Genomic DNA, 19,253 nt, shown 5'->3' with positions numbered 1-19,253 from the left:
AGCAAAGCGCGTTTACACGTAACCGCTGCTTTTCTCTAACTCATTGTTTTGACGCGTCTTTGCGATTCTTGGTGATTCCAGGAAATCACAAAACGCTATATCGACCCGCAACCGGTCGCCCTCAATCCTTGGAGCCCGAGACGATGATCTCCGCCGCCTATTGCCGCCTCATGGCCCGCTACAACACCTGGCAGAACGCCTCCCTGGTCGCTGCTGCCGATGAACTCACGCCTGCGGATCGCTGGAAGGATCGGGGGGCTTTTTTCCAGTCGATTGCGGCGACGCTGAACCATCTCTATTGGGCCGATGCCCTGATCCTGCAGCGCTTGAAAGGGAATGAGCGCCCGGAGGACCACATCAGGCACTCTCTCACGAGCCCGTCGGATTGGGATGATTTCAAGAGGCTTCGTTCGCGGCGAAACGAAGAGATCGAAGAATGGGCAGCCAGGCTGCTCGACGCGGACCTCGATGGCATGGTCGGCTGGCGTCCCGGCGCAGGTTCAAACCGGATCGAGAAGCCCAAGGCCCTGTGCGTCGTTCAGCTCTTCAATCACCAGACCCATCACCGCGGCCAGATCCACGCGATGCTGACGGCGGCGGGAACGCAGCCAGGGCCGACCGACCTCGAAATGTTGCCATAGCCAGCCGCGCCCCCTGGCGACCTTCAGGGCTTGCAGGCCCGAGGCGCGGTCCCGCGTCCTCGTGAAGCGGGACCGATTTCTCCGATGAATTATACCGGCTGGGAGCTCAGGCGTCGACCTGGGCCGTCAGCGCGTTGTCCTGAATGAACTCGCGGCGCGGCTCGACGATGTCACCCATCAGCTTGGTGAAGATGTCCTCGGCCTCGACCACTTCCTTGACCTGCACCTTGAGCAAGGAGCGGACATTGCGGTCGAGCGTCGTTTCCCAGAGCTGGTCGGGGTTCATCTCGCCCAGGCCCTTGTAGCGCTGCAGCGACAGGCCCTTGCGGGCAGCGTTGGTCAGCGTCTCGAACAGGGCCACGGGGCCATGGATCTCGATCTCCTCGCCGCGGCGGGTAAGGATGGCCGGCTTGCCATAGACCTCGCGTAGCGCCCGGGAACGATCATCGAGCAGGCGGGCATCGACGGTGGCGAGCAACTGGGCATCGAGCGTATGGGCTTCCTTGACGCCGCGCACCATGCGTTCGAAGACATAGCCACCCTTGTCGACATGGCCGGTCCAGCCACGCTCGAACTCCTCGGCGATAGCGTCGAGACGGCGGGCGGTTTCCTCGGCTGCCTGCTGGGCCAGCGCTGGGTCGGCGACCACGCCGATGTTCAGTGCGCCGGCGATGGCCGCCTGCTCCACCACGGTGCGGTCATAGCGACTGTGGAGCTGGCCGAGCAGGGTACGGATGGTACGTGCATCGGTGATGACGCTGCGCAGGTCCTGGCCGGCCCGCTCCTCGCCGCTGCCGAGCCGCAGCACCGAGCCTTCGACGCCGGTGTCGATCAGATAGTCCTCGAGTGCACGCTCGTCCTTGAGATATTGCTCGGACTTGCCACGGGAGACCTTATAGAGCGGCGGCTGTGCGATATAGACATGGCCGCGATCGATGATCTCGCGCATCTGGCGGAAGAAGAAGGTCAACAACAGCGTGCGGATATGGCTGCCGTCGACGTCGGCGTCCGTCATGATGATGATCTTGTGGTAGCGCAGCTTGTCGGGATTGAACTCCTCCGAGCCGATACCGGTGCCCAGCGCGGTGATCAGCGTGCCGATCTGTTCCGACGACAGCATCTTGTCGAAGCGGGCCCGCTCGACATTGAGGATCTTGCCGCGCAACGGCAGCACGGCCTGGTATTCGCGGGCACGGCCCTGCTTGGCCGAGCCGCCGGCCGAGTCACCCTCGACGATGAAGAGTTCGGCCTTGGCCGGATCGCGCTCCTGGCAATCGGCGAGCTTGCCGGGCAGGGAGGCGACGTCGAGCACGCCCTTGCGGCGGGTGAGTTCGCGGGCCCGGCGCGCGGCCTCGCGGGCAGCGGCGGCCTCGGCCACCTTGCCGACGATGGTCTTGGCCTCGGCAGGATGCTCCTCGAACCAGGTCGACAAGGCCTCGTTCATGGCGCTCTCGACCACCGGCCGCACCTCGGAGGACACCAGCTTGTCCTTGGTCTGGGACGAGAACTTGGGATCCGGCACCTTCACCGAGAGCACGCAGGTCAGACCCTCGCGGCAATCGTCGCCCGTCATCTCCACCTTCTCCTTCTTGGAGATGCCGGAGGACTGGGCGTAGGAGGTGACCTGGCGGGTCAGCGCGGCGCGCAGGCCGGCGAGATGGGTGCCGCCATCGCGCTGGGGGATGTTGTTGGTGAAGCACAGCACCGTCTCGTGATAGCTGTCGTTCCACCACATCGCCGCTTCCACGCCGATGCCGTCACGCTCGACCTTCACATAGATCGGCGCCGGCACCAGGGCGGTCTTGGAGCGGTCGAGATAGCGCACGAAGGCGTCGAGGCCGCCCTCATACATCAGCTCTTCGCTCTTTTCGCCGCCATGGCGGCGATCGGTCAGCACGATGCGCACGCCGGAATTGAGGAAGGCGAGCTCGCGCAGGCGCCGCTCCAGCGTGGCATAGTCGAATTCGGTCTTGGTGAAAGTCTCGGTCGAGGGCAGGAAGGTCACCTCGGTGCCGCGCTTGTCGCCGGCCGGCCCCACCATCTTGAGCGGCGCATCGGCATCGCCATGGCTGAAGCTCATGACGTGCTCGCCGCCGTCGCGCCAGATGCGCAGCGTCAGCTTGGAGGAGAGCGCGTTGACCACGGACACGCCGACGCCATGCAGGCCGCCCGAGACCTTGTAGGAGTTCTGGTCGAACTTTCCGCCGGCATGGAGCTGCGTCATGATCACTTCGGCCGCCGACACGCCCTCTTCGGGGTGGATGGCGGTGGGGATGCCGCGGCCATTGTCGGTGACGGTGACCGAGCCGTCGGGGTTCAGCGTCACCGTGACGATGTCGGCATGGCCGGCCAGCGCCTCGTCGATGGCGTTGTCGACGACCTCATAGACCATGTGGTGCAGGCCCGAACCGTCATCCGTGTCGCCGATATACATGCCGGGGCGCTTGCGCACCGCGTCCAGGCCCTTGAGCACCTTGATGCTGTCGGCGCCATATTCGTTTTCGGGCGTTTCGGACAAAGCGGGTTCAGCCATTGAGCAACTCATTCCTTGATTCGGAAAGGAATATAGGGATTCCCGTGCCGAATTTCATGCCAAAACGGCACATTTTTGTGATTTATCAGATATTTATCGGTGGATGACGGCGATCTTTCATCGCGTTGCGATCGTCACGGCCGTGCCGGCGATCACGGTGCCGCAGCTCCTGGCCAGAAGCCGCATGGCGCGGGGGCTTGATAGCAGCGAGCGGGCCCGGCCGGCCAGCACGATGTAGAAGGCGAACACGGCGGCGAGCACCGCTTCGGTGACGATGGCAAGCTCGACGAAGCTGGCCGGCGAAAGGTGGCCGAGATCGATCAGGTTGGGCAGGAGCGCGGTGTAGAACACCATCACCTTGGGGTTGCCGAGGGTGATCGAGAGGCCGCCGAGAAAGCTGCGCCAGCCGTTCTCACGGCTTGTGTCGCGGTCGACGGCCTGGACGAGGTTCGCCGTCGTCCATAATTTCCAGGCCAGATAGAGCAGATAGGCGACGCCTGCATATTTGATCGCCAGGAAGACGCCCGAAAAGCTCTGCGCCAGCACGGCCAGGCCCGCCGCGGCGAAGCCGAGCCAGACCAGGTCGCCCAGGGCGATGCCGACGGCAAAGCCCAGGCTCTCGCGCGCACCCTTGCCGAGCACGCGCGCCACCAGCGCCGCGACGCCCGGCCCCGGCAGGGCCGCGGCCACGAACAGCGCGCCGGCATAGACGGCGAGGGCGGTGGGATCGAGCATGGGGAGGCTCCGGTGGGAGGCCTTTATAGCGGGTCGCGGCCGGAGTGGGAAGCTTTCCGGGACCGCCAGCCTCCCATCGGCGGTGCGATGAAATTAGTCCACCGCCGATTGCGCGATCTTGGCTTCGGCCTCTCCTACCGCTTCGGGCGTGCCGACATGGAGCCAGATACCGTCGAGGCGCCGGCCGAACAGCCTTCCCTTGGTCTCGGCCGCATCGAACAAGCGGTTCAGGGAGAAGATCTCGCGCGTGCCCTCGAACAGGTCCGGCTTGATCAGCAGCACCCCCGCATAGGCGAAGGGTGCGGTTTCGTTCTCGCGCCGGCGGGAGAGCAGGCCGGCGCTGTCGAGATGATAGTCGCCCCGGCCGTTGAAGCCGATACTGGTCGCCGTCGCCGCCACCAGCATCAGGATGTCCATGCGTTCGGGATCCCAGGCCGCCTCGAGGGCCTCGAGATTGTTCTGCGGCCCCTCGATCCAGAAGCTGTCGCAATTGCAGACGATGAAGGGCGCCTTGCCGAGCAAGGGCAGGGCCTTGCGCACGCCGCCGCCGGAATCGAGCAGGCCCGCGCGTTCGTCGGAAATCAGGATCCTGGGATGCCGCCGGCCGGAAAGATGAGCTTCCATCTGCTCGGCGAGATAGTGCACATTCACCACCGCCTTTTCCACGCCCGATGCCGCGAGACGGTCGAGCACGTGATCGATCAGCGGCTTGCCGGCGATCTCGATCAACGGCTTGGGCCTGACGTCGGTCAGCGGACGCATGCGCTTGCCGAGCCCGGCGGCCAGCAGCATGGCGGTCGAAAAGGGGCGGGTCATGATACTCTGGCTTCTATCGCGAAGACGAAGGTCTCGAACCATTCCCTGAGATCGGCCAAGGTGGGATGGGCCAAAGCACGGTCGAGATAGGCGCGGATGCGCGGAATGTGCCTGAGATAAGCGGGCTTGCCGTCGCGCTTGTCGAGGCGGGCAAACAAGCCGAGAAGCTTGGTGTTGCGCTGGGCCGCCATCACCGCATAGGCGCGCGCGAAGCCGGCCGGATCGAAGGCGGCGTCGGCCCCGCGGCGCGCCTTGACATAGCGCGTCAGGAGCTGGAGCTCGAGCTCCTGGTCCACGTCCACCCGCGCATCGAGGCAGAGCGAGGCCACGTCATAGGCGGGCGGGCCGATCATCGCATCCTGGAAGTCGAGCAGGCCGATACGCTTGATGCCCTCGCGCTGGGGCAGCCACATCAGGTTCGGCGAATGAACGTCACGCAGCAGCCAGCTCTGCTCGCCCTTGACGACGGGGGCGAGCGCCGAGCGCCAGAGCGCCGTGAAATGGTCGCGATTGCGCTGCGACAACTGCGGTGCGCCGATCATCGGCATGTACCATTCGATCAGCAGCTCGACCTCGATATCGAGGGCGCCGTGATCGAAGGGCGGGATCTTGTGGTTGATGGCGGAAGCGACCGGCAGCGTATCCGGCAGCTCCGTGCCATGCAGGTGGGCGAGCAGGTCGATGGCGACGCCATAGCGCTCGGCCACCGGCTTGCCGTCCTCGGCGATGAAGTCCGTGCCGAAATCCTCCAACAGGAGCAGGCCGTGCAGCAGATCCTCCTTGAGGATCTGCGGGGCCGAGAAGCCGCGTTCCGCCAAGCCCCTGGCCATGGCCACGAAGGGCTTCACATCCTGGGAGATATGGGCGATCTGGCTGTAGGTCTTGCCATAGCGCACCGGCGTGCGGTCGGTCCGGGCCGGCGAGTTCATCAGGATCACCGTGTTCTGCCCGCGCCTCAGCCGGGCATAGGAACGGGTCGAGGCGTCGCCCTGGACATGTTCGCGTGCCGCATCCTGCCAGCCGGCATGGCGCAGGAAATCGCCGGTCTGGGAAAAGCGGCGCAGCCGGGCGGACCAGTCTCCCGTGCCCGTCAGCGTCGCGCGCCGCGCGGTCTCGCTGCGGCCGGCATGCACGAAACGGAGGTCGAGCCGGTCGGCGGGAAGCGTCTCGCCGGCCTTCTCGGGCCATTCCACCAGCACCAGCGCGCCGTCGGGCGCCTCGTCCCAGCCCAGTTCGTCCAGCTCGCTGGCATGGCCGATGCGATAGAGATCGGCATGCACGATCGGAAAGGCGGGCGTGTCGTAGAGCTGGATCAGCGTGAAGGTGGGGCTGGAGACTTCCAGCTCCGAATCCTCGGCGATCTCGCGGATCAGGGCGCGGGCAAAGGCAGTCTTGCCGGCACCGAGATCGCCCGAGAGGGTAATGAGATCGCCGGCCCGAAGCGTCGCCGCCAGGTCACGGGCCAGCAGCTCGGTCGCCGCTTCGCTCGGCAGGTCGACTGTCCATTGGTGGGTCAGGAGATCGGTCAATGGGCTGGGCCTTTAATGTCATCCCGTGCGCATTGCGGCACGAAGTGACGCGATGCAGACACGGGACCGCTCTGTAAGTGAGGCTCGTTTGTCTTGCGATCCCGTGTCAGCGTTGCAGCGCTACGCGCGGCAATGCGCACGGGATGACCTGATATCCTCATTCGGCTGCCTCCCTGTGAGCGGAGGCGTCGACCGGGAAGCGGCAAGTGACGATGGTACCGCGGCCTTCCTCGGAGACCAGCTCAACCGTGCCGCCATGCAGCTCCACGAAGGAGCGCACGATGGACAGGCCGAGGCCGACGCCGCGATGGCCGCTCGAGCCGCCATGCGATTCGAAACGGTCGAAGACCCGGTCGATCACCGCCTGGGAAATGCCACGGCCGCGGTCCTCGACCCGGAAGACGATCTCCTGGCCCTTGCGCAGAGCCGAGAGCGTCACGGTGCCGCCGGCCTGCGAGAAGCCGATGGCATTGGAGAGCAGGTTGAACAGCACCTGGCGCACGCGCTGGCCGTCGGCCTCGAAATTGCCGATCGCCTGGCTCGCCTTCATCTCCAGCCGGACGCCGGTCTCGGCCAGACGCGGCTGCACCGCCTCGGCCACGCCCTGCATGGCTTCGCGGATATCGACCTTGCCGAGGTCGAGCGTCATGGCGCCGGCATCGATGGTCGCGAGGTCCAGGATGTTGTTGATGATGGCGTAGAGCGCGTCCGACGAGGTCTTGATGTAGCCGGCATATTGGCGCTGCTTCTCGTTCAGCGGCCCGGCAGCACCATCGGCCATCAGTTGCACGAAGCCGATGATATTGGTCAGCGGCGAGCGCAGTTCGTAGGAAACGTGGTGGACGAAGTCGTTCTTGAGGCGGGCGGCTTCCTCCAGCGCCTCGTTCTTCTCGACCAAGGCGTTCTCGAAATTCACCGAATCGGTGACGTCGGTGAAGGTGGCCAGCGTGCCGCCATCCGGCAGCGGCACGGTGGCGACGTCGATGACCGTGCCATCGACCCGCATCATGCGCTGGTCGGTGGAATGGCGGGCATCGCCGAAGGAGGTGATCACGCCCTTGAGCGCCTGCCACACCGCCTCGTCGCGGAACAGCACCGAGCAGCGCGATACCACGTCGTCGATATGGGGACGCTGCTCCAGCATCTCCTGGGGCAATCGCCAGATCGCGGCGAAGGCCGGGTTGGACAGGCGCAGGCGGCCGTCGGAGCCGAAGGCGGCGACGCCTTCCTTCAGATTCTCCAGCGTTTCGCCCTGGACGCGCGAGAGGGCTTTGTAGCGGGCCTCCAGGTCGATGCGCTCGGTGACGTCCTCGAACAGATAGGTGACGCCGCCGGCCGGGTTGGGCGTGGTGACCACGCGCGAGGTGCGACCGTCGGGCAGGTGCCACCAGTGTTCGGCAGGCTCGAAGGCGCGATAGGCCTCGTGCAGCTTCGATTTCCAGGCCCTGAAATCGGCCTGTTCGGGCAGGCGCCGCTGGGCACGCAGGCGGTCGAGGATCTCGCTGTCGGTCGGCCTGCCGTCGAGGAAGGCGGCATCGAGCTGCCAGAGAGCGGCAAAGGACGCGTTGTAGAAGGTGAGATGCTGGTCGGCGTCGAAGATCGCCACGGCGGTGGCGAGCTGGTCGAGCGTGCGCACATGCGCTTCGATCTGGCGGCCGATATCGGCCCGCATCGTCTCGACCTCCGACACGTCGATCGCCATGCCGGCCGAACCGCGCGAAGAAGGAATATCGATGACGTCGAGCGTGCGCCTGGCGCCGCCGACCACCGCCGGCACGCGTTTGAGGAAGGGCTTGCCGTCGTGACGCGCAGCGTTGGCCTCCTCGCGGGCCGGCCGGTCGAGCAGTTCGACGTCGCCGCTCAGTACGTCGTTCTCGTCCTGGGCGTCGACCGCCCTGGCATAGGCCTTGTTGACCCAAACCAGCTTGTCATTGGCATTGCGCAGCCAGAGCGGCACCGGCGCCTCGTCGAGCAGGGAGCGGATCGCCTCGATCTCCTCGCTGGCGCGGCGGTGCCGGTCGGCGAGGCGGGCGAGTTCCAGGCGGTCGCCGGTGACGTCGCGCAATCGGAGCACGGCGCGCCCGCCAATGGCGCGGCCATCCGCCTCGATATAGCCGCCATGGCGCGAGCGCGCCACCATGTGGAAGCTCTCGCCGCGCCCGCGCAGCGCCGCGATCTGCTCTTCCAGCGTGCGGGTATCGTGATAATCGAGCCACCCCGTGCCGATCAGGCCGCGACGGGAGGACGAGATGGTGACCCCCGGCAGTTCGCCCGAAAGCAGCGGCAGATCCTCGGTGCCCGACCAGACCGCGATCAACTGCGGCTCGGACATCAGCAGGGCCTCGGCGCGTTCGGCACGAGCGGCCAGCGCCTGCGCTTCGGCCTTGGCGGCGCGGTCGCGCTTGAGCCAGGCATTGCGGGCACGCAGATAGAACACGGCCAGGCCCGTCGCCAGGATCAGCAGGCCGGCGAACAGGGCCAGCATGGCAAGGATGCGGCGATCGGCGCTGGAAAGATTGCCGAACAGGCCCGATGCCGCCGGCACGGTATCGGCAGCCAGGGCCGCGGATACCGGCAGCATGATCGTCAGGAAAATGCCGGCGCGTAGGAAGGCCGAGAACCGGGACCACCCCGACAATCCCGTTCCTTCGTGCCTGCCTTGCCGTCTGTCCTGTCGCATCTTGCTTCGACGAATCCCTTCGGTACCGGACAGGCGCCGGCGAATGACGTTCCGCTCACCCTGAAACGCAACGCGACGTTGGCAGGACCGCGGCGGCCTCGCCCGTCCTTCGGGCGGAAACCACCAGGCTGCTGCGACCCCGTCTGCCAAGGGCGCAGGCACCGACGTGCCCTGCCCTCGCACATTTGCGGGCACCGCGGACCGAATGGAGACCGGCCCTGCCCGCAAAGGGAACCGGCTGTCATTGCGAATGACGTCCGGCCTTGCGCGGAAGCACGGCCTCCCGGTCTGCATGACCGTGAACCCGTCCCCCGAATCAGTTCACTTTACCCTCCCCTTGACTCCCGCCGGAAGAGGCCATTCGGCGGCTATGCAAGGAAATTTGAAGGTGCAGGTCCCCGATGAGGGAACCAGACATGACGAAGCGACCCGTCATCTTGGCACCGATCATGGTTACCACGGGCTTAACAAACCCCGAGACGCCGGCGAAATCGCCGAGGGAACAGGGATCGGCACCCCAACAAAAAACCGCCCCGGCAAGCGGGGCGGCGCACAATATCGCTTCACTATGATTGAGTGGAAAAGAACGTCTTTCTACGCCTAGGTGATGAAACGTCCGGCGCGAGCGGGCTCAGTAGGCCTCGCTATTGCGCAAGAGACGGGTGCCGTGCCGGACGGCGTGGACCTTGCGGGGCTGGGCGGTGCTATCGTTCACGCTGGTTTGGCGATCATTCTCGCCTGTCTGCTGAACCATCGCGGGTGCACCATAGAGTTCTGGCCCGGTAACGAGACGGCCATGGGCATTGGCAGCCGTAGCGGCAATGACAATACCAAACGCTGCAATCGTAGAAATCGTAAAGATCTTCATGATCTTCTCCTTGAAAAACCCACAGGAGGACGAACAAGCAATAACCTGAATCTACGACACGCTGCCCTTCCTCGCAATTCACGAGCGAGATATGATGCGTGAACTATTCGTGATGGCGAATTTACCGGGAGAAATAGACCGGAAACAATCCAGCAATACTTATGGCAATTCCGAGATCAGCAAAAATGCGATCGTTCCGGCAGCGGCTGCTTCAAAAATCGGAAGCGATGCCCTTCACTTCCCAGTCGCCATAGCGCACGGGTTCGGGACCGTCGCGGCCATTGATCTCGCGCGGGCGCTCGGCCGGCTTCTCCGCTTTGCGGCGCTCGGCCGCCTCCGCGAGCGCGCGCTTGGCCGCTTCGCTCAAGGTCTTGCCTGGCGCGGCATGGGGAGGCGTGTCGGAGTCGGGAGCGGACATGGGTCCTCCATCGCAAATATGGTATGTTCGATCAAGCACTTCTATGAAAACTGGCCTGGTTATATGGGCGACGCCGACGCGTGCGCCGCCCGTGGGTAACGCGCCACGAGACTTGACCTTTGGGAACCAAAGTTCACGATGGCGGGCTGGCAGGTCCGTATTGCAGGCTTCCCATAGATGGGAGCCCGGATCAAAAAAACGAAGAGCCGACTTGTCATGGCGGCAGGTGAGATTATAGTCAGGAAATAAATATTATCCGCAGTGAAGTCTGCGGGACTTGGATTGCATGTCGACGGGCATCTCCCATCCGGCGTCATGCGGGCAGGTTCCCTCAGACCAACGGCGGCCAAGTCGTGCTACGGCGGCTTCGGAGGAGGCTGGCGGAGCGCCAATAAGTACAGAAATCCAGACGCTCAAACCAACCGCCATATCGGCAGAGGGGAAGAATATATGACAAGAGTAGCCGTCATCGGCGCCGGTCCCTCGGGCTTGGCGCAGCTCCGCGCCTTCCAATCGGCCGCCCGCAAGGGTGCTGCCATTCCCGAAATCGTCTGCTTCGAAAAGCAGTCGGACTGGGGTGGGTTGTGGAACTACACCTGGCGCACGGGCCTCGACGAACATGGCGAGCCGGTGCATGGCAGCATGTACCGCTATCTTTGGTCGAACGGCCCCAAGGAATGCCTGGAATTCGCCGACTACTCTTTCGAGGAACATTTCGGCAAGCCGATCCCGTCCTACCCGCCGCGCGCGGTGCTGTGGGACTACATCAAAGGCCGCGTCGAGAAGGCGGACGTGCGCAAATGGGTGCGCTTCAACACGCCGGTACGCATGGTGCGTTTCGACGAGGCCACCAAGAAGTTCACGGTGACCGCCCATGAGCGCACCGAAGACCGCATGTATGATGAGGAGTTCGACTATGTCGTGGTGGCTTCCGGCCACTTCTCCACGCCGAACGTGCCCTATTTCGAGGGCGTGAAGAGCTTCAACGGCCGCGTGCTGCATGCGCACGACTTCCGTGACGCCCTGGAATTCAAGGGCAAGGACATCCTGATCGTCGGGCGCAGCTATTCGGCCGAAGACATCGGCTCGCAGTGCTGGAAATACGGCGCCAAGTCGGTGACCACCAGCTATCGTTCCAAGCCGATGGGCTTCAAATGGCCGGCCAATTTCGAAGAGCGCCCGCTGCTGCAGCGCCTGGAGAACCGCACGGCCTATTTCGCCGACGGCTCCAGCAAGGAGGTCGACGCGCTGATCCTGTGCACCGGCTACCAGCACCACTTCCCGTTCCTGCCGGACGATCTGCGCCTGAAGACCGCTAACCGGCTCTGGGCGGACCATCTCTACAAGGGTGTGATCTTCGACGGCAATCCGCAGCTCTTCTATATCGGCATGCAGGACCAGTTCTACACCTTCAACATGTTCGACGTGCAGGCCTGGTGGGCTCGTGACGTGATGATGGGCCGTATCAAGCTGCCGCCCGAAGCCGAACTCAAGGCCAATTTCGACAAATGGCGCGCCCGCGAGGAAACCCTCGAGGATGCCGAGCAGATGATCTGGTACCAGGGCGACTATGTGAAGGAGCTGCTGGCCGAGACCGACTATCCGCAGTTCGACATCGAGGCCACCAACAAGACCTTCATGGAGTGGGAACACCACAAGATGGAGGACATCATGGGCTTCCGCGACCATGGCTATCGCTCGCTGATGACCGGCACCATGGCGCCCAAGCACCACACCAAATGGGTCGAGGCGCTCGACGACAGCCTGGAGACCTATCTGCGCACCGAACCGGCGGCGGCCACCAAGGTCGCCTAGGGTATCCGTGACCGGAAGTCAGGACGCCGGCCCCGACGAGCGCGGGGCCGGCGTTTGCGTTTCCTGGGACCGTCGGCTTCCAGCCGGCTCTTCGTTACCAGCAAACGGCGCGGTTCCAAGAGCCGGCTGGAAGCCGGCGGTCCCGGGGATTCAGTGCCCCGGCCCTCCGATTCTTTCAGCCAGGAAATCCACAAAGGCGCGGATACGAGCCGCCAGATGGTCGTGGCCGACGAAGACGGCGTGGATCAGCTCGACGTCGAGGGCGTTGTAGTCCTCCAGCACCGGCACCAGCAGCCCGGCATCGATATCCGGCTGGACATGAAAGCGGCCGAGGCGCACCAGGCCGAGGCCATCCATGCAGAGCTTGCGCATGGTCGGCCCATTATTGGCCTTGAGATTGCCGGCAACCTGCACGCGCCGCACGGATATCGAACCGGGATCACGGAAGGGCCAGGTGTCGAGGCCACGCCGGAAGTTGAACAGCAGGCAGTTATGTCCTTCGAGTTCCTCGGGCGTGGCGGGCACGCCATGCCGCGCGACATAGGCCGGCGAAGCGGTGATCACGCGCTTGCTCTCCAGGATCTTGCGCGCCTTCAGCGCCGAATCGCGCAGGGGTCCCGAGCGGATGGCGATGTCGGCCTTCTCCTCGACGAGGTCGATGACGTCGTCGGTGAGCGAGAGATCGAGCTCCACCTTGGGATAGCGGGCCAGGAAATCGGGCAGCACCGGCACGACGCAGCGCGCCCCGAATCCCACCGAGGCGCTGACGCGTAGCCGCCCGGCTGGCACGACCTCGCCACCGCTCGAGATCATTCGCTCCGTCTCGGCGATGTCGGCGAGAATGGCCTGGGCGCGGCCAAGATAGGTTTCCCCTTCCGGCGTGAGCTGCAGGGTTCGCGTCGTGCGCACCAGCAGGCGGGCTCCGAGCCGGTCCTCGATGCGAGTGACGAGCTTGCTCACCGCCGAGGGCGAGAGATGCAACTTGCGTCCGGCTGCCGAGAAACTGCGCAACTCAGCCGCGGTGACGAACACCTCCATCTCCCCGGCCCGGTTATCCATGACTATCCCTTATGAATTCAATTCAAAGCTATTCACTCATTATGCCCGATTATCATGGCAATGCGTAGCGATCATATTCGCCCCGACACTCATTCACCCTTGTTGGGACCACTCTCATGCCCCTCGCCATCCTTGCCCTCACGATCGCGGCCTATGCGATCGGCACCACGGAGTTCGTGATCGTCGGCCTGCTACCGACGGTCGCTTCCGATCTCGGCATCACCCTGCCGCTCGCCGGCCTGATCGTCAGCGTCTACGCTCTTGGCGTGACTTTCGGCGCCCCCATCCTCACCGCCCTCACCGGACGCCTCGGCCGCAAGGGCCTGCTGCTCGGCCTGATGGCACTCTTCGTCGTCGGCAACAGCGCGGCCGCACTCAGCCCAAGTTATGAATTGCTAGTGGTCGCCCGCGTGATCTCCGCCTTCGCCCATGGCGTGTTCTTTTCGGTCGGCGCTACCATCGCGGCCGATCTTGTCGCGCCCGATCGTCGCGCCTCGGCCATCGCCATGATGTTCATGGGCCTGACGGTGGCAATCGTCACCGGCGTGCCGCTCGGCACCTTCATCGGCCAGAGCTTCGGCTGGCGCGCCACCTTCTGGGGCGTCGCAGGCCTCGGCCTGATCGCCTTCATTGCCATCGCCGTGCTGCTGCCGGCCACGCTGCGCAAGGCGCCGCCGGCCAGGTTGATCGACCAGATCCGGGTTCTCGGCAGTGGCCGCCTGCTGCTGGTCTTCGCCATGACGGCGCTCGGCTATGGCGGCACCTTCGTCGCCTTCACCTATCTTGCCTCGATCCTGGAGAAGATCACCGGATTTGCCGCCGGCAGCGTCAGCCTGATCCTGGTGCTCTATGGCGCGGCGATCGCCGTGGGCAATCTCGTGGGCGGCCGCATCGCCGACCGCAATCCCGCCAAGGCGCTGATCGGCCTGTTCGCCCTGCAGGCTGCCGTGCTGGCTGCCTTTGCCTTCACCGCTACCTCGCCGGTGCTGACCCTGGTGACGCTGGCCGCCCTCGGTTTCCTGTCCTTCGCCAACGTGCCCGGCCTGCAGCTCTATGTGGTGCAGCTTGCCAAGGTCCATCGCCCGGCCGCCGTCGATGTCGCCTCGGCCCTCAACATCGCTGCCTTCAACCTCGGCATCGCCCTGGGCGCCTGGGTCGGCGGGCTGGTGGTGGCCTCGCCGCTCGGCCTCGGCCTGACGCCCCTGGTCGGCGCCGCCCTGGTCGCCATCGCCCTGGTGCTGACGCTGTGGAGCGCCGCGCTCGACCGCCAGCCCGAACCCCAAAAGCGTTTTGCGATTTGAAGGGTTCCCCTCGAACCGCAAAGACGCGTCGAAACAAAGGATTTGAGCAAACAAGCGTTCAGCCAAGAACGCGCCTTGCTCCGGGCCAGTCAGCCTGAATCCGCTCTGCCTTTTGGAAAGGACATCACCATGGACTATCGTCGTCTCGGCGCATCCGGCCTGAAAGTGCCGGTCCTCAGCTTCGGTGCCGGCACGTTCGGCGGCTCGGGACCCCTGTTCGGCGCCTGGGGCACCACGGACGAGAAGGAGGCGCGCCGCCTTCTCGACATCTGCCTGGAAGCTGGCGTGAACCTGTTCGACACCGCGGACGTCTATTCGAACGGCGCATCCGAAGAGGTTCTCGGCGCCGCCATCAAGGGCCGCCGCAGCGAGGTGCTGATCTCGACCAAGACCGCCCTACCGATGGGCGACGGGCCCAATGACTACGGCACGTCGCGCGAGCGCCTGATCCGTGCCGTCGAGGCGGCGCTCCGCCGTCTCGGCACCGACCATATCGACCTCCTGCAGCTGCATGCCTTCGATGCGGGGACGCCGATCGAGGAGGTGCTCTCGACGCTGGACGGCCTCGTTCGTGCCGGCAAGGTGCGTTATCTCGGCGTCTCCAACTTCTCGGGCTGGCAGATCATGAAGTCGCTCGCCATCGCCGACCGGCATGGCTGGACGCGTTATGTCGCCAACCAGGCCTATTATTCCCTGATCGGACGCGACTATGAGTGGGAGCTGATGCCTCTCGGCCTCGACCAGGGCGTCGGCGCGCTGGTCTGGAGCCCGCTCGGCTGGGGCCGGCTTACCGGCAAGCTGCAGCGCGGCCAGGCACTGCCGGCCGGCAGCCGGCTGCACCAGACCGCCGATTTCGGCCCGCCGGTGGATGACGAACGCCTCTTCCGCGTCATCGACGCCCTGAACGACGTGGCCGAGGAAACCGGCAAGACCGTGCCGCAGATCGCCATCAACTGGCTCACCGGCCGCCCCACCGTCTCCTCGGTGATCATCGGCGCCCGCAACGAGGACCAGCTCAGGCAAAATCTCGGCGCCATCGGCTGGAGCCTGACGCCGGAACAGCGCCAGAAGCTCGACGCGGCCAGCGCGGTGGAAGCGGCCTATCCCTACTTCCCCTACCGCCGCCAGGAAGGCTTCGCCCGCCTGAACCCACCGGTGGTGTGAGGGGACACGCTACCCCCAATCACCGCAAGCGCCTCGCTGTCCCGGCGAGGCGCCCTTCCTGGGATCGCCAGCATCCTGCTGGCTCTTCGTCGTCGGCGAATACCCGCAAAGGTCGCATTTGCGGGAAAGCAGAGCCAGCAGGATGCTGGCGGTCCCAGAGGACACCTCCCCTATCCCTTCACCCGTTCCATCCTGGGATCATAAAGCGGCTCCAGGAACACCTCAGCCTTCACCCGTTCCGTCGCGACTTCCAGCTCATAGCTGCCGGAAAGCACATAGTCGGCGTCGACGCCGGCGGGATCGCGGACATAGCCGTAGCCGATACTCTTGCCCACAGTGTAGCCATAGCCGGCCGAGGCCAGCCAGCCGCAGCGCTTGCCGTTGCGATAGATGGTCTCGCGGCCGAGCAGGATCACCTCGGGGTCATCGACGGTAAAGCCGGCCAGCAGGCGCGGCAGCGGCTTGGCCGCCTGGTCGAGCAGGGCCTCGCGGCCGAGGAAGGGGATGTCCTTCTTCAGCTTCGCCGCCCAGCCGAGGCCGGCCATCAGGGGCGAATGATCCGGCCCGATCTCGCCGCCCCAGGCCCGGTAGCCCTTTTCCAGCCGCAGCGATTCGATGGCGCGATAGCCGGCATTGACGAGGCCGAGCGGCGTGCCGGCCGCCATCAGCGCATCATAGACCGTCAGCGCGAACTCCATCGGCACATGCAGCTCCCAGCCGAGTTCGCCGACATAGGTGACGCGCAGGGCCAGGATGCGCGCGCCGGCAATGTGCAGCGGCCGGGCGCTGCCGAAGGGCGCGGCGGCATTGGAAAGATCCTCAGCCGTGAGCGCTCCCAGGATCTCGCGCGCCTTGGGGCCCATCAGCACCAGCACGGAAAATTGCGAGGTGACGTCCTCGACCTCGACATCGAGCCCGTCCGGGATGTTGCGCCGGATCCAGTCGAGGTCATGGGTGGCAAAGCCGGTGCCGGTGACGAGGTAGTAGCTGCCGTCGCCGAGCCTGGCCACGGTGAGATCGGTCTCGATGCCGCCCTTGCGGTTGAGCATCTGGGTATAGGTCAGGCTGCCCGGCTTCTTGACCACGTCGTTGGCGCAGAGCCAGGACAGAGCCTCGTTGGCGTCGCTCCCCCTCACGGTGAACTTGGCAAAGGAGGTCTGGTCGAACACCACGGCCGCCTCGCGGCAAGCCTTGTGCTCGCGGCCGACAGCTTCGAACCAGTTCTGGCGGCCATAGCTATAGACGTCCCTGGCTTCCTCGCCCGCCACGGCGAACCAGTTGGGCCGCTCCCAGCCGAGCTTCTCCCCGAACACGGCGCCCTGCGCCTTGAGCCGGTCATAGAGAGGCGAGCGCCGCAGGGGACGGCCGGACTGATATTCCTCGAAGGGCCAAGCCATGGTGTAGTGCTTGGCATAGGCCTCCATGGTGCGCTGGTTGACCCAGCCGGTGTCGAGCGTGTTCTTGCCGAAGCGACGGATATCGACGGCCCAGAGGTCATAGGGCGGCTCGCCCCTGGCCACCCATTCGGCCAGGGCCATGCCGGCGCCGCCACCTGAGGCGATGCCGAAGGCGTTGAAGCCGCAGCCGACATAGACACCCTTGGTCTCCGGCGCCGCGCCGAGGATGAAATTGCCGTCCGGCGTGAAGCTCTCTGGCCCATTGATGAACTGCTTGATGCCGGCATTTTCCATGGCGGGCACGCGGCCGATGGCGAGCTCCATCAGCGGCTCGAAATGGTCGAGATCGTTGTCCAGCAGCTGGAACTCGAACTTTTCGGTTGCACCACTATTGGTCCAGGGCTTGGGATTGGGCTCGTAGCCGCCCATCACCAGGCCGCCGACCTCCTCCTTCCAGTAGGTGAGGCGATCGGGATCGCGCAGAGTCGGCAAATTGGAGGTGACGCCCTCGATCCGCTCGGTGATCAGATATTGATGCTGCATCGACACCAGCGGGATGTTGACCCCGGCCATGCGGCCGATTTCCCGCGACCATTGGCCGGCGCAAACGACGATTTTCTCCGCTTGGATACGCCCCTGGTCGGTCAAGATAGCCTTGGCGACGCCGCCCTCTACCTCGATGCCGGTAACGGTGACGCCCTCGCGGAAGGTGACACCGCCCATGCGCGCGCCCTTGGCGAGCGACTGGGTGATATCGGAGGGCGAAGCCTGCCCGTCCGTCGGCAGGAAGGCGGCGCCGACCACGTCGTCGACCTGCATCAGCGGCCAGAGATCCTGCGCCTCCTTCGGGCTGAGCAGCTGCATTTCCAGGCCGAAGGAGGTCGCGGTGGTGGCCTGTCGCTTCACCTCGGTCCAGCGCTCCTGGTTGCAGGCGAGCCGGAGGCCGCCATTGCGCTTCCAGCCTGTGGCCAGGCCCGTTTCCTGCTCCAGCCGATCATAGAGGGCGACGGAATAGCCAAGCAGCTGGGTGATATTGGCATTGGTCCTGAGCTGGCCGACCAGACCGGCCGCATGCCAGGTCGAGCCCGAAGTGAGCTTGCCGCGTTCGAGCACCAGCACGTCCGTCAGCCCCATCTTGGCGAGATGATAGGCGGTGGAACAGCCGATGATGCCGCCACCGATGATGACGATCTTGGCGGAAGTGGGCAGGTCGGACATGGAGATCTCCTGGGAGCGCGGACTTCCAGTCCGCTCTTGGAAACGCTGCGCTTAAGGGGAAGAGCGGATATCGCGACATGCAAGCATGTCGCTGAGAAGTCCGCGCTCCAAGCTACCCATCCCGCCAGGCGGCATACGCCACCTCGTAGCGCCTGAGATTTTCGGCGGTATAGGCGACATAGTCGAAATTGAGGGCGGAATGGATTTCCGACACCATGCTCCACATGGCCTCACGGAGCAGCGACGCCGCGGTCATGGCGGCCAGACGCCGGCGCAACCCATCATCGAGAGGCCGCTCGAAATAGGCCTCCGTCAGGCCGTCACGCGCAGCGACGTCGAGCTCGGAATTGGAGGCAAGGCCGCCGAGGTCGAACAGAGGCGAGTTGAAGCCGGCATAGTCCCAGTCGACCAGCCAGAGGCGCTTGCCGTCGTCGAGGAAATTGGCGGCGAGCAGATCGTTGTGACCGAAGACGATGTCGACCGGGCCGACGCCTTCCTCCAGCCGCTCGCTCTCGGCGAGCAGGCGCGGCAGCAGCGGCAGATGCCGGCTGGAGCCTTCCCTCAGCGTATGGCCATAGTCACGCAGGACCTGAAACACCCAGAAAATCGCGGCCGGGCCCCGGAAGAAACGGGGCATCTCGCGATGGCAGCGTCGCACCAGTTCGATCATGGCCTGGTGGTTGCGGGGATCGCGCACATCCTCGGGCGTAAAGGTGCGCCCCTCGATGAAGCGCAGCACCAGCGCGCCCGGTTCGTGATGCACCACTTCCGGCGAGATGCCGGCGGCGAAGGCCGCCTTGCTGGCGGCCAGTTCGTTGGCGCGGCTGATCTGGTGCAGGGGAATGTCGTCACCGATCCGCACGACATATTTGCCGTCGCCGTCCACCACGGTGAAGTTGGTGTTGGTGATGCCGCCGCCGAGCGGCTGCGGATCGACCCTGCCGCGCCAGCAGGCCAGGGTCGCCGCCCTCTCCCGGGGGCTGTGAAGCGGCACCTTGGGCATGGCGGCTCCGGATGGTTTGTTCAAGGTTGGGGCAGCCTAACCCGATCGGTATCAAATCGTCCAGACGGCACGCCCG

Annotated in this window: 14 protein-coding genes; 4 read left to right on the top strand and 10 right to left on the bottom strand. The window is 65.0% G+C overall.

Annotation, left to right across the window (positions count from 1 at the left end; translation table 11 throughout):
* Positions 1–143: 143 nt before the first annotated feature.
* Entirely contained in the window at positions 144–641 is a 498-nt protein-coding gene (locus ABXS05_RS08740; RefSeq protein WP_311934180.1) for a DinB family protein, read from the top strand.
* A gap of 106 nt (positions 642–747) precedes the next feature.
* On the opposite strand, the gene gyrB is transcribed toward ABXS05_RS08740, so the two are convergent.
* The 7 genes from gyrB to ABXS05_RS08705 form a co-directional block, all read right to left on the bottom strand.
* Positions 748–3,174, bottom strand: coding sequence for a DNA topoisomerase (ATP-hydrolyzing) subunit B (gene gyrB / locus ABXS05_RS08735; protein WP_311934179.1), 2,427 nt, complete (start codon positions 3,172–3,174; stop codon positions 748–750).
* Between the two features lie 117 nt (positions 3,175–3,291).
* A complete protein-coding gene (locus ABXS05_RS08730) occupies positions 3,292–3,909 on the bottom strand; it encodes a LysE family translocator (protein ID WP_311934178.1) in 618 nt (205 codons plus the stop codon).
* A gap of 93 nt (positions 3,910–4,002) precedes the next feature.
* Positions 4,003–4,725 (bottom strand): nucleotidyltransferase family protein, encoded by a 723-nt coding sequence (locus ABXS05_RS08725; protein ID WP_367623618.1) that lies wholly within the window; start codon positions 4,723–4,725, stop codon positions 4,003–4,005.
* A complete protein-coding gene (gene tsaE, locus ABXS05_RS08720) occupies positions 4,722–6,254 on the bottom strand; it encodes a tRNA (adenosine(37)-N6)-threonylcarbamoyltransferase complex ATPase subunit type 1 TsaE (RefSeq protein WP_367623617.1) in 1,533 nt (510 codons plus the stop codon). The genes ABXS05_RS08725 and tsaE overlap by 4 nt, the downstream gene beginning before the upstream one ends.
* A 157-nt stretch (positions 6,255–6,411) precedes the next feature.
* The gene (locus tag ABXS05_RS08715) at positions 6,412–8,892 is read right to left on the bottom strand and encodes a PAS domain-containing sensor histidine kinase (RefSeq protein WP_367623616.1); all 2,481 of its coding nucleotides are present in this window, start codon (positions 8,890–8,892) and stop codon (positions 6,412–6,414) included.
* Positions 8,893–9,565: 673 nt separating this feature from the next.
* Positions 9,566–9,802, bottom strand: a complete 237-nt coding sequence (locus tag ABXS05_RS08710; protein WP_367623615.1) for a hypothetical protein — start codon at positions 9,800–9,802, stop codon at positions 9,566–9,568.
* 211 nt (positions 9,803–10,013) lie between these two features.
* Positions 10,014–10,220, bottom strand: a complete 207-nt coding sequence (locus tag ABXS05_RS08705) for a DUF1674 domain-containing protein (RefSeq protein ID WP_311934173.1) — start codon at positions 10,218–10,220, stop codon at positions 10,014–10,016.
* Positions 10,221–10,670: 450 nt separating this feature from the next.
* Between ABXS05_RS08705 and ABXS05_RS08700 the strand changes: the two genes are divergently transcribed.
* Positions 10,671–12,035, top strand: a complete 1,365-nt coding sequence (locus tag ABXS05_RS08700; protein ID WP_311934172.1) for a trimethylamine monooxygenase — start codon at positions 10,671–10,673, stop codon at positions 12,033–12,035.
* A gap of 150 nt (positions 12,036–12,185) precedes the next feature.
* On the opposite strand, the gene ABXS05_RS08695 is transcribed toward ABXS05_RS08700, so the two are convergent.
* Positions 12,186–13,094 (bottom strand): LysR family transcriptional regulator, encoded by a 909-nt coding sequence (locus tag ABXS05_RS08695; protein WP_367623614.1) that lies wholly within the window; start codon positions 13,092–13,094, stop codon positions 12,186–12,188.
* Between the two features lie 116 nt (positions 13,095–13,210).
* Here ABXS05_RS08695 and ABXS05_RS08690 point away from each other — a divergent pair, with 116 nt between their 5' ends.
* The gene (locus ABXS05_RS08690; RefSeq protein WP_367623613.1) at positions 13,211–14,395 is read left to right on the top strand and encodes an MFS transporter; all 1,185 of its coding nucleotides are present in this window, start codon (positions 13,211–13,213) and stop codon (positions 14,393–14,395) included.
* 129 nt (positions 14,396–14,524) lie between these two features.
* Positions 14,525–15,559: an aldo/keto reductase gene (locus tag ABXS05_RS08685; RefSeq protein WP_367623612.1), complete on the top strand. Its 1,035-nt coding sequence runs from the start codon at positions 14,525–14,527 to the stop codon at positions 15,557–15,559.
* 170 nt (positions 15,560–15,729) lie between these two features.
* Here ABXS05_RS08685 and ABXS05_RS08680 read toward each other — a convergent pair whose 3' ends face one another.
* Positions 15,730–18,174 (bottom strand): GcvT family protein, encoded by a 2,445-nt coding sequence (locus ABXS05_RS08680; RefSeq protein ID WP_367623611.1) that lies wholly within the window; start codon positions 18,172–18,174, stop codon positions 15,730–15,732.
* Between the two features lie 112 nt (positions 18,175–18,286).
* Entirely contained in the window at positions 18,287–19,177 is an 891-nt protein-coding gene (locus ABXS05_RS08675) for a phosphotransferase (RefSeq protein ID WP_367623896.1), read from the bottom strand.
* Positions 19,178–19,253: the final 76 nt, after the last annotated feature.

This window comes from Labrys neptuniae, assembly GCF_040797145.1.
In the GTDB taxonomy this organism is placed as follows: domain Bacteria; phylum Pseudomonadota; class Alphaproteobacteria; order Rhizobiales; family Labraceae; genus Labrys; species Labrys neptuniae.
Note: the sequence above shows the minus strand (reverse complement) of the source record. Positions and strands in the feature narration are given on the sequence as shown.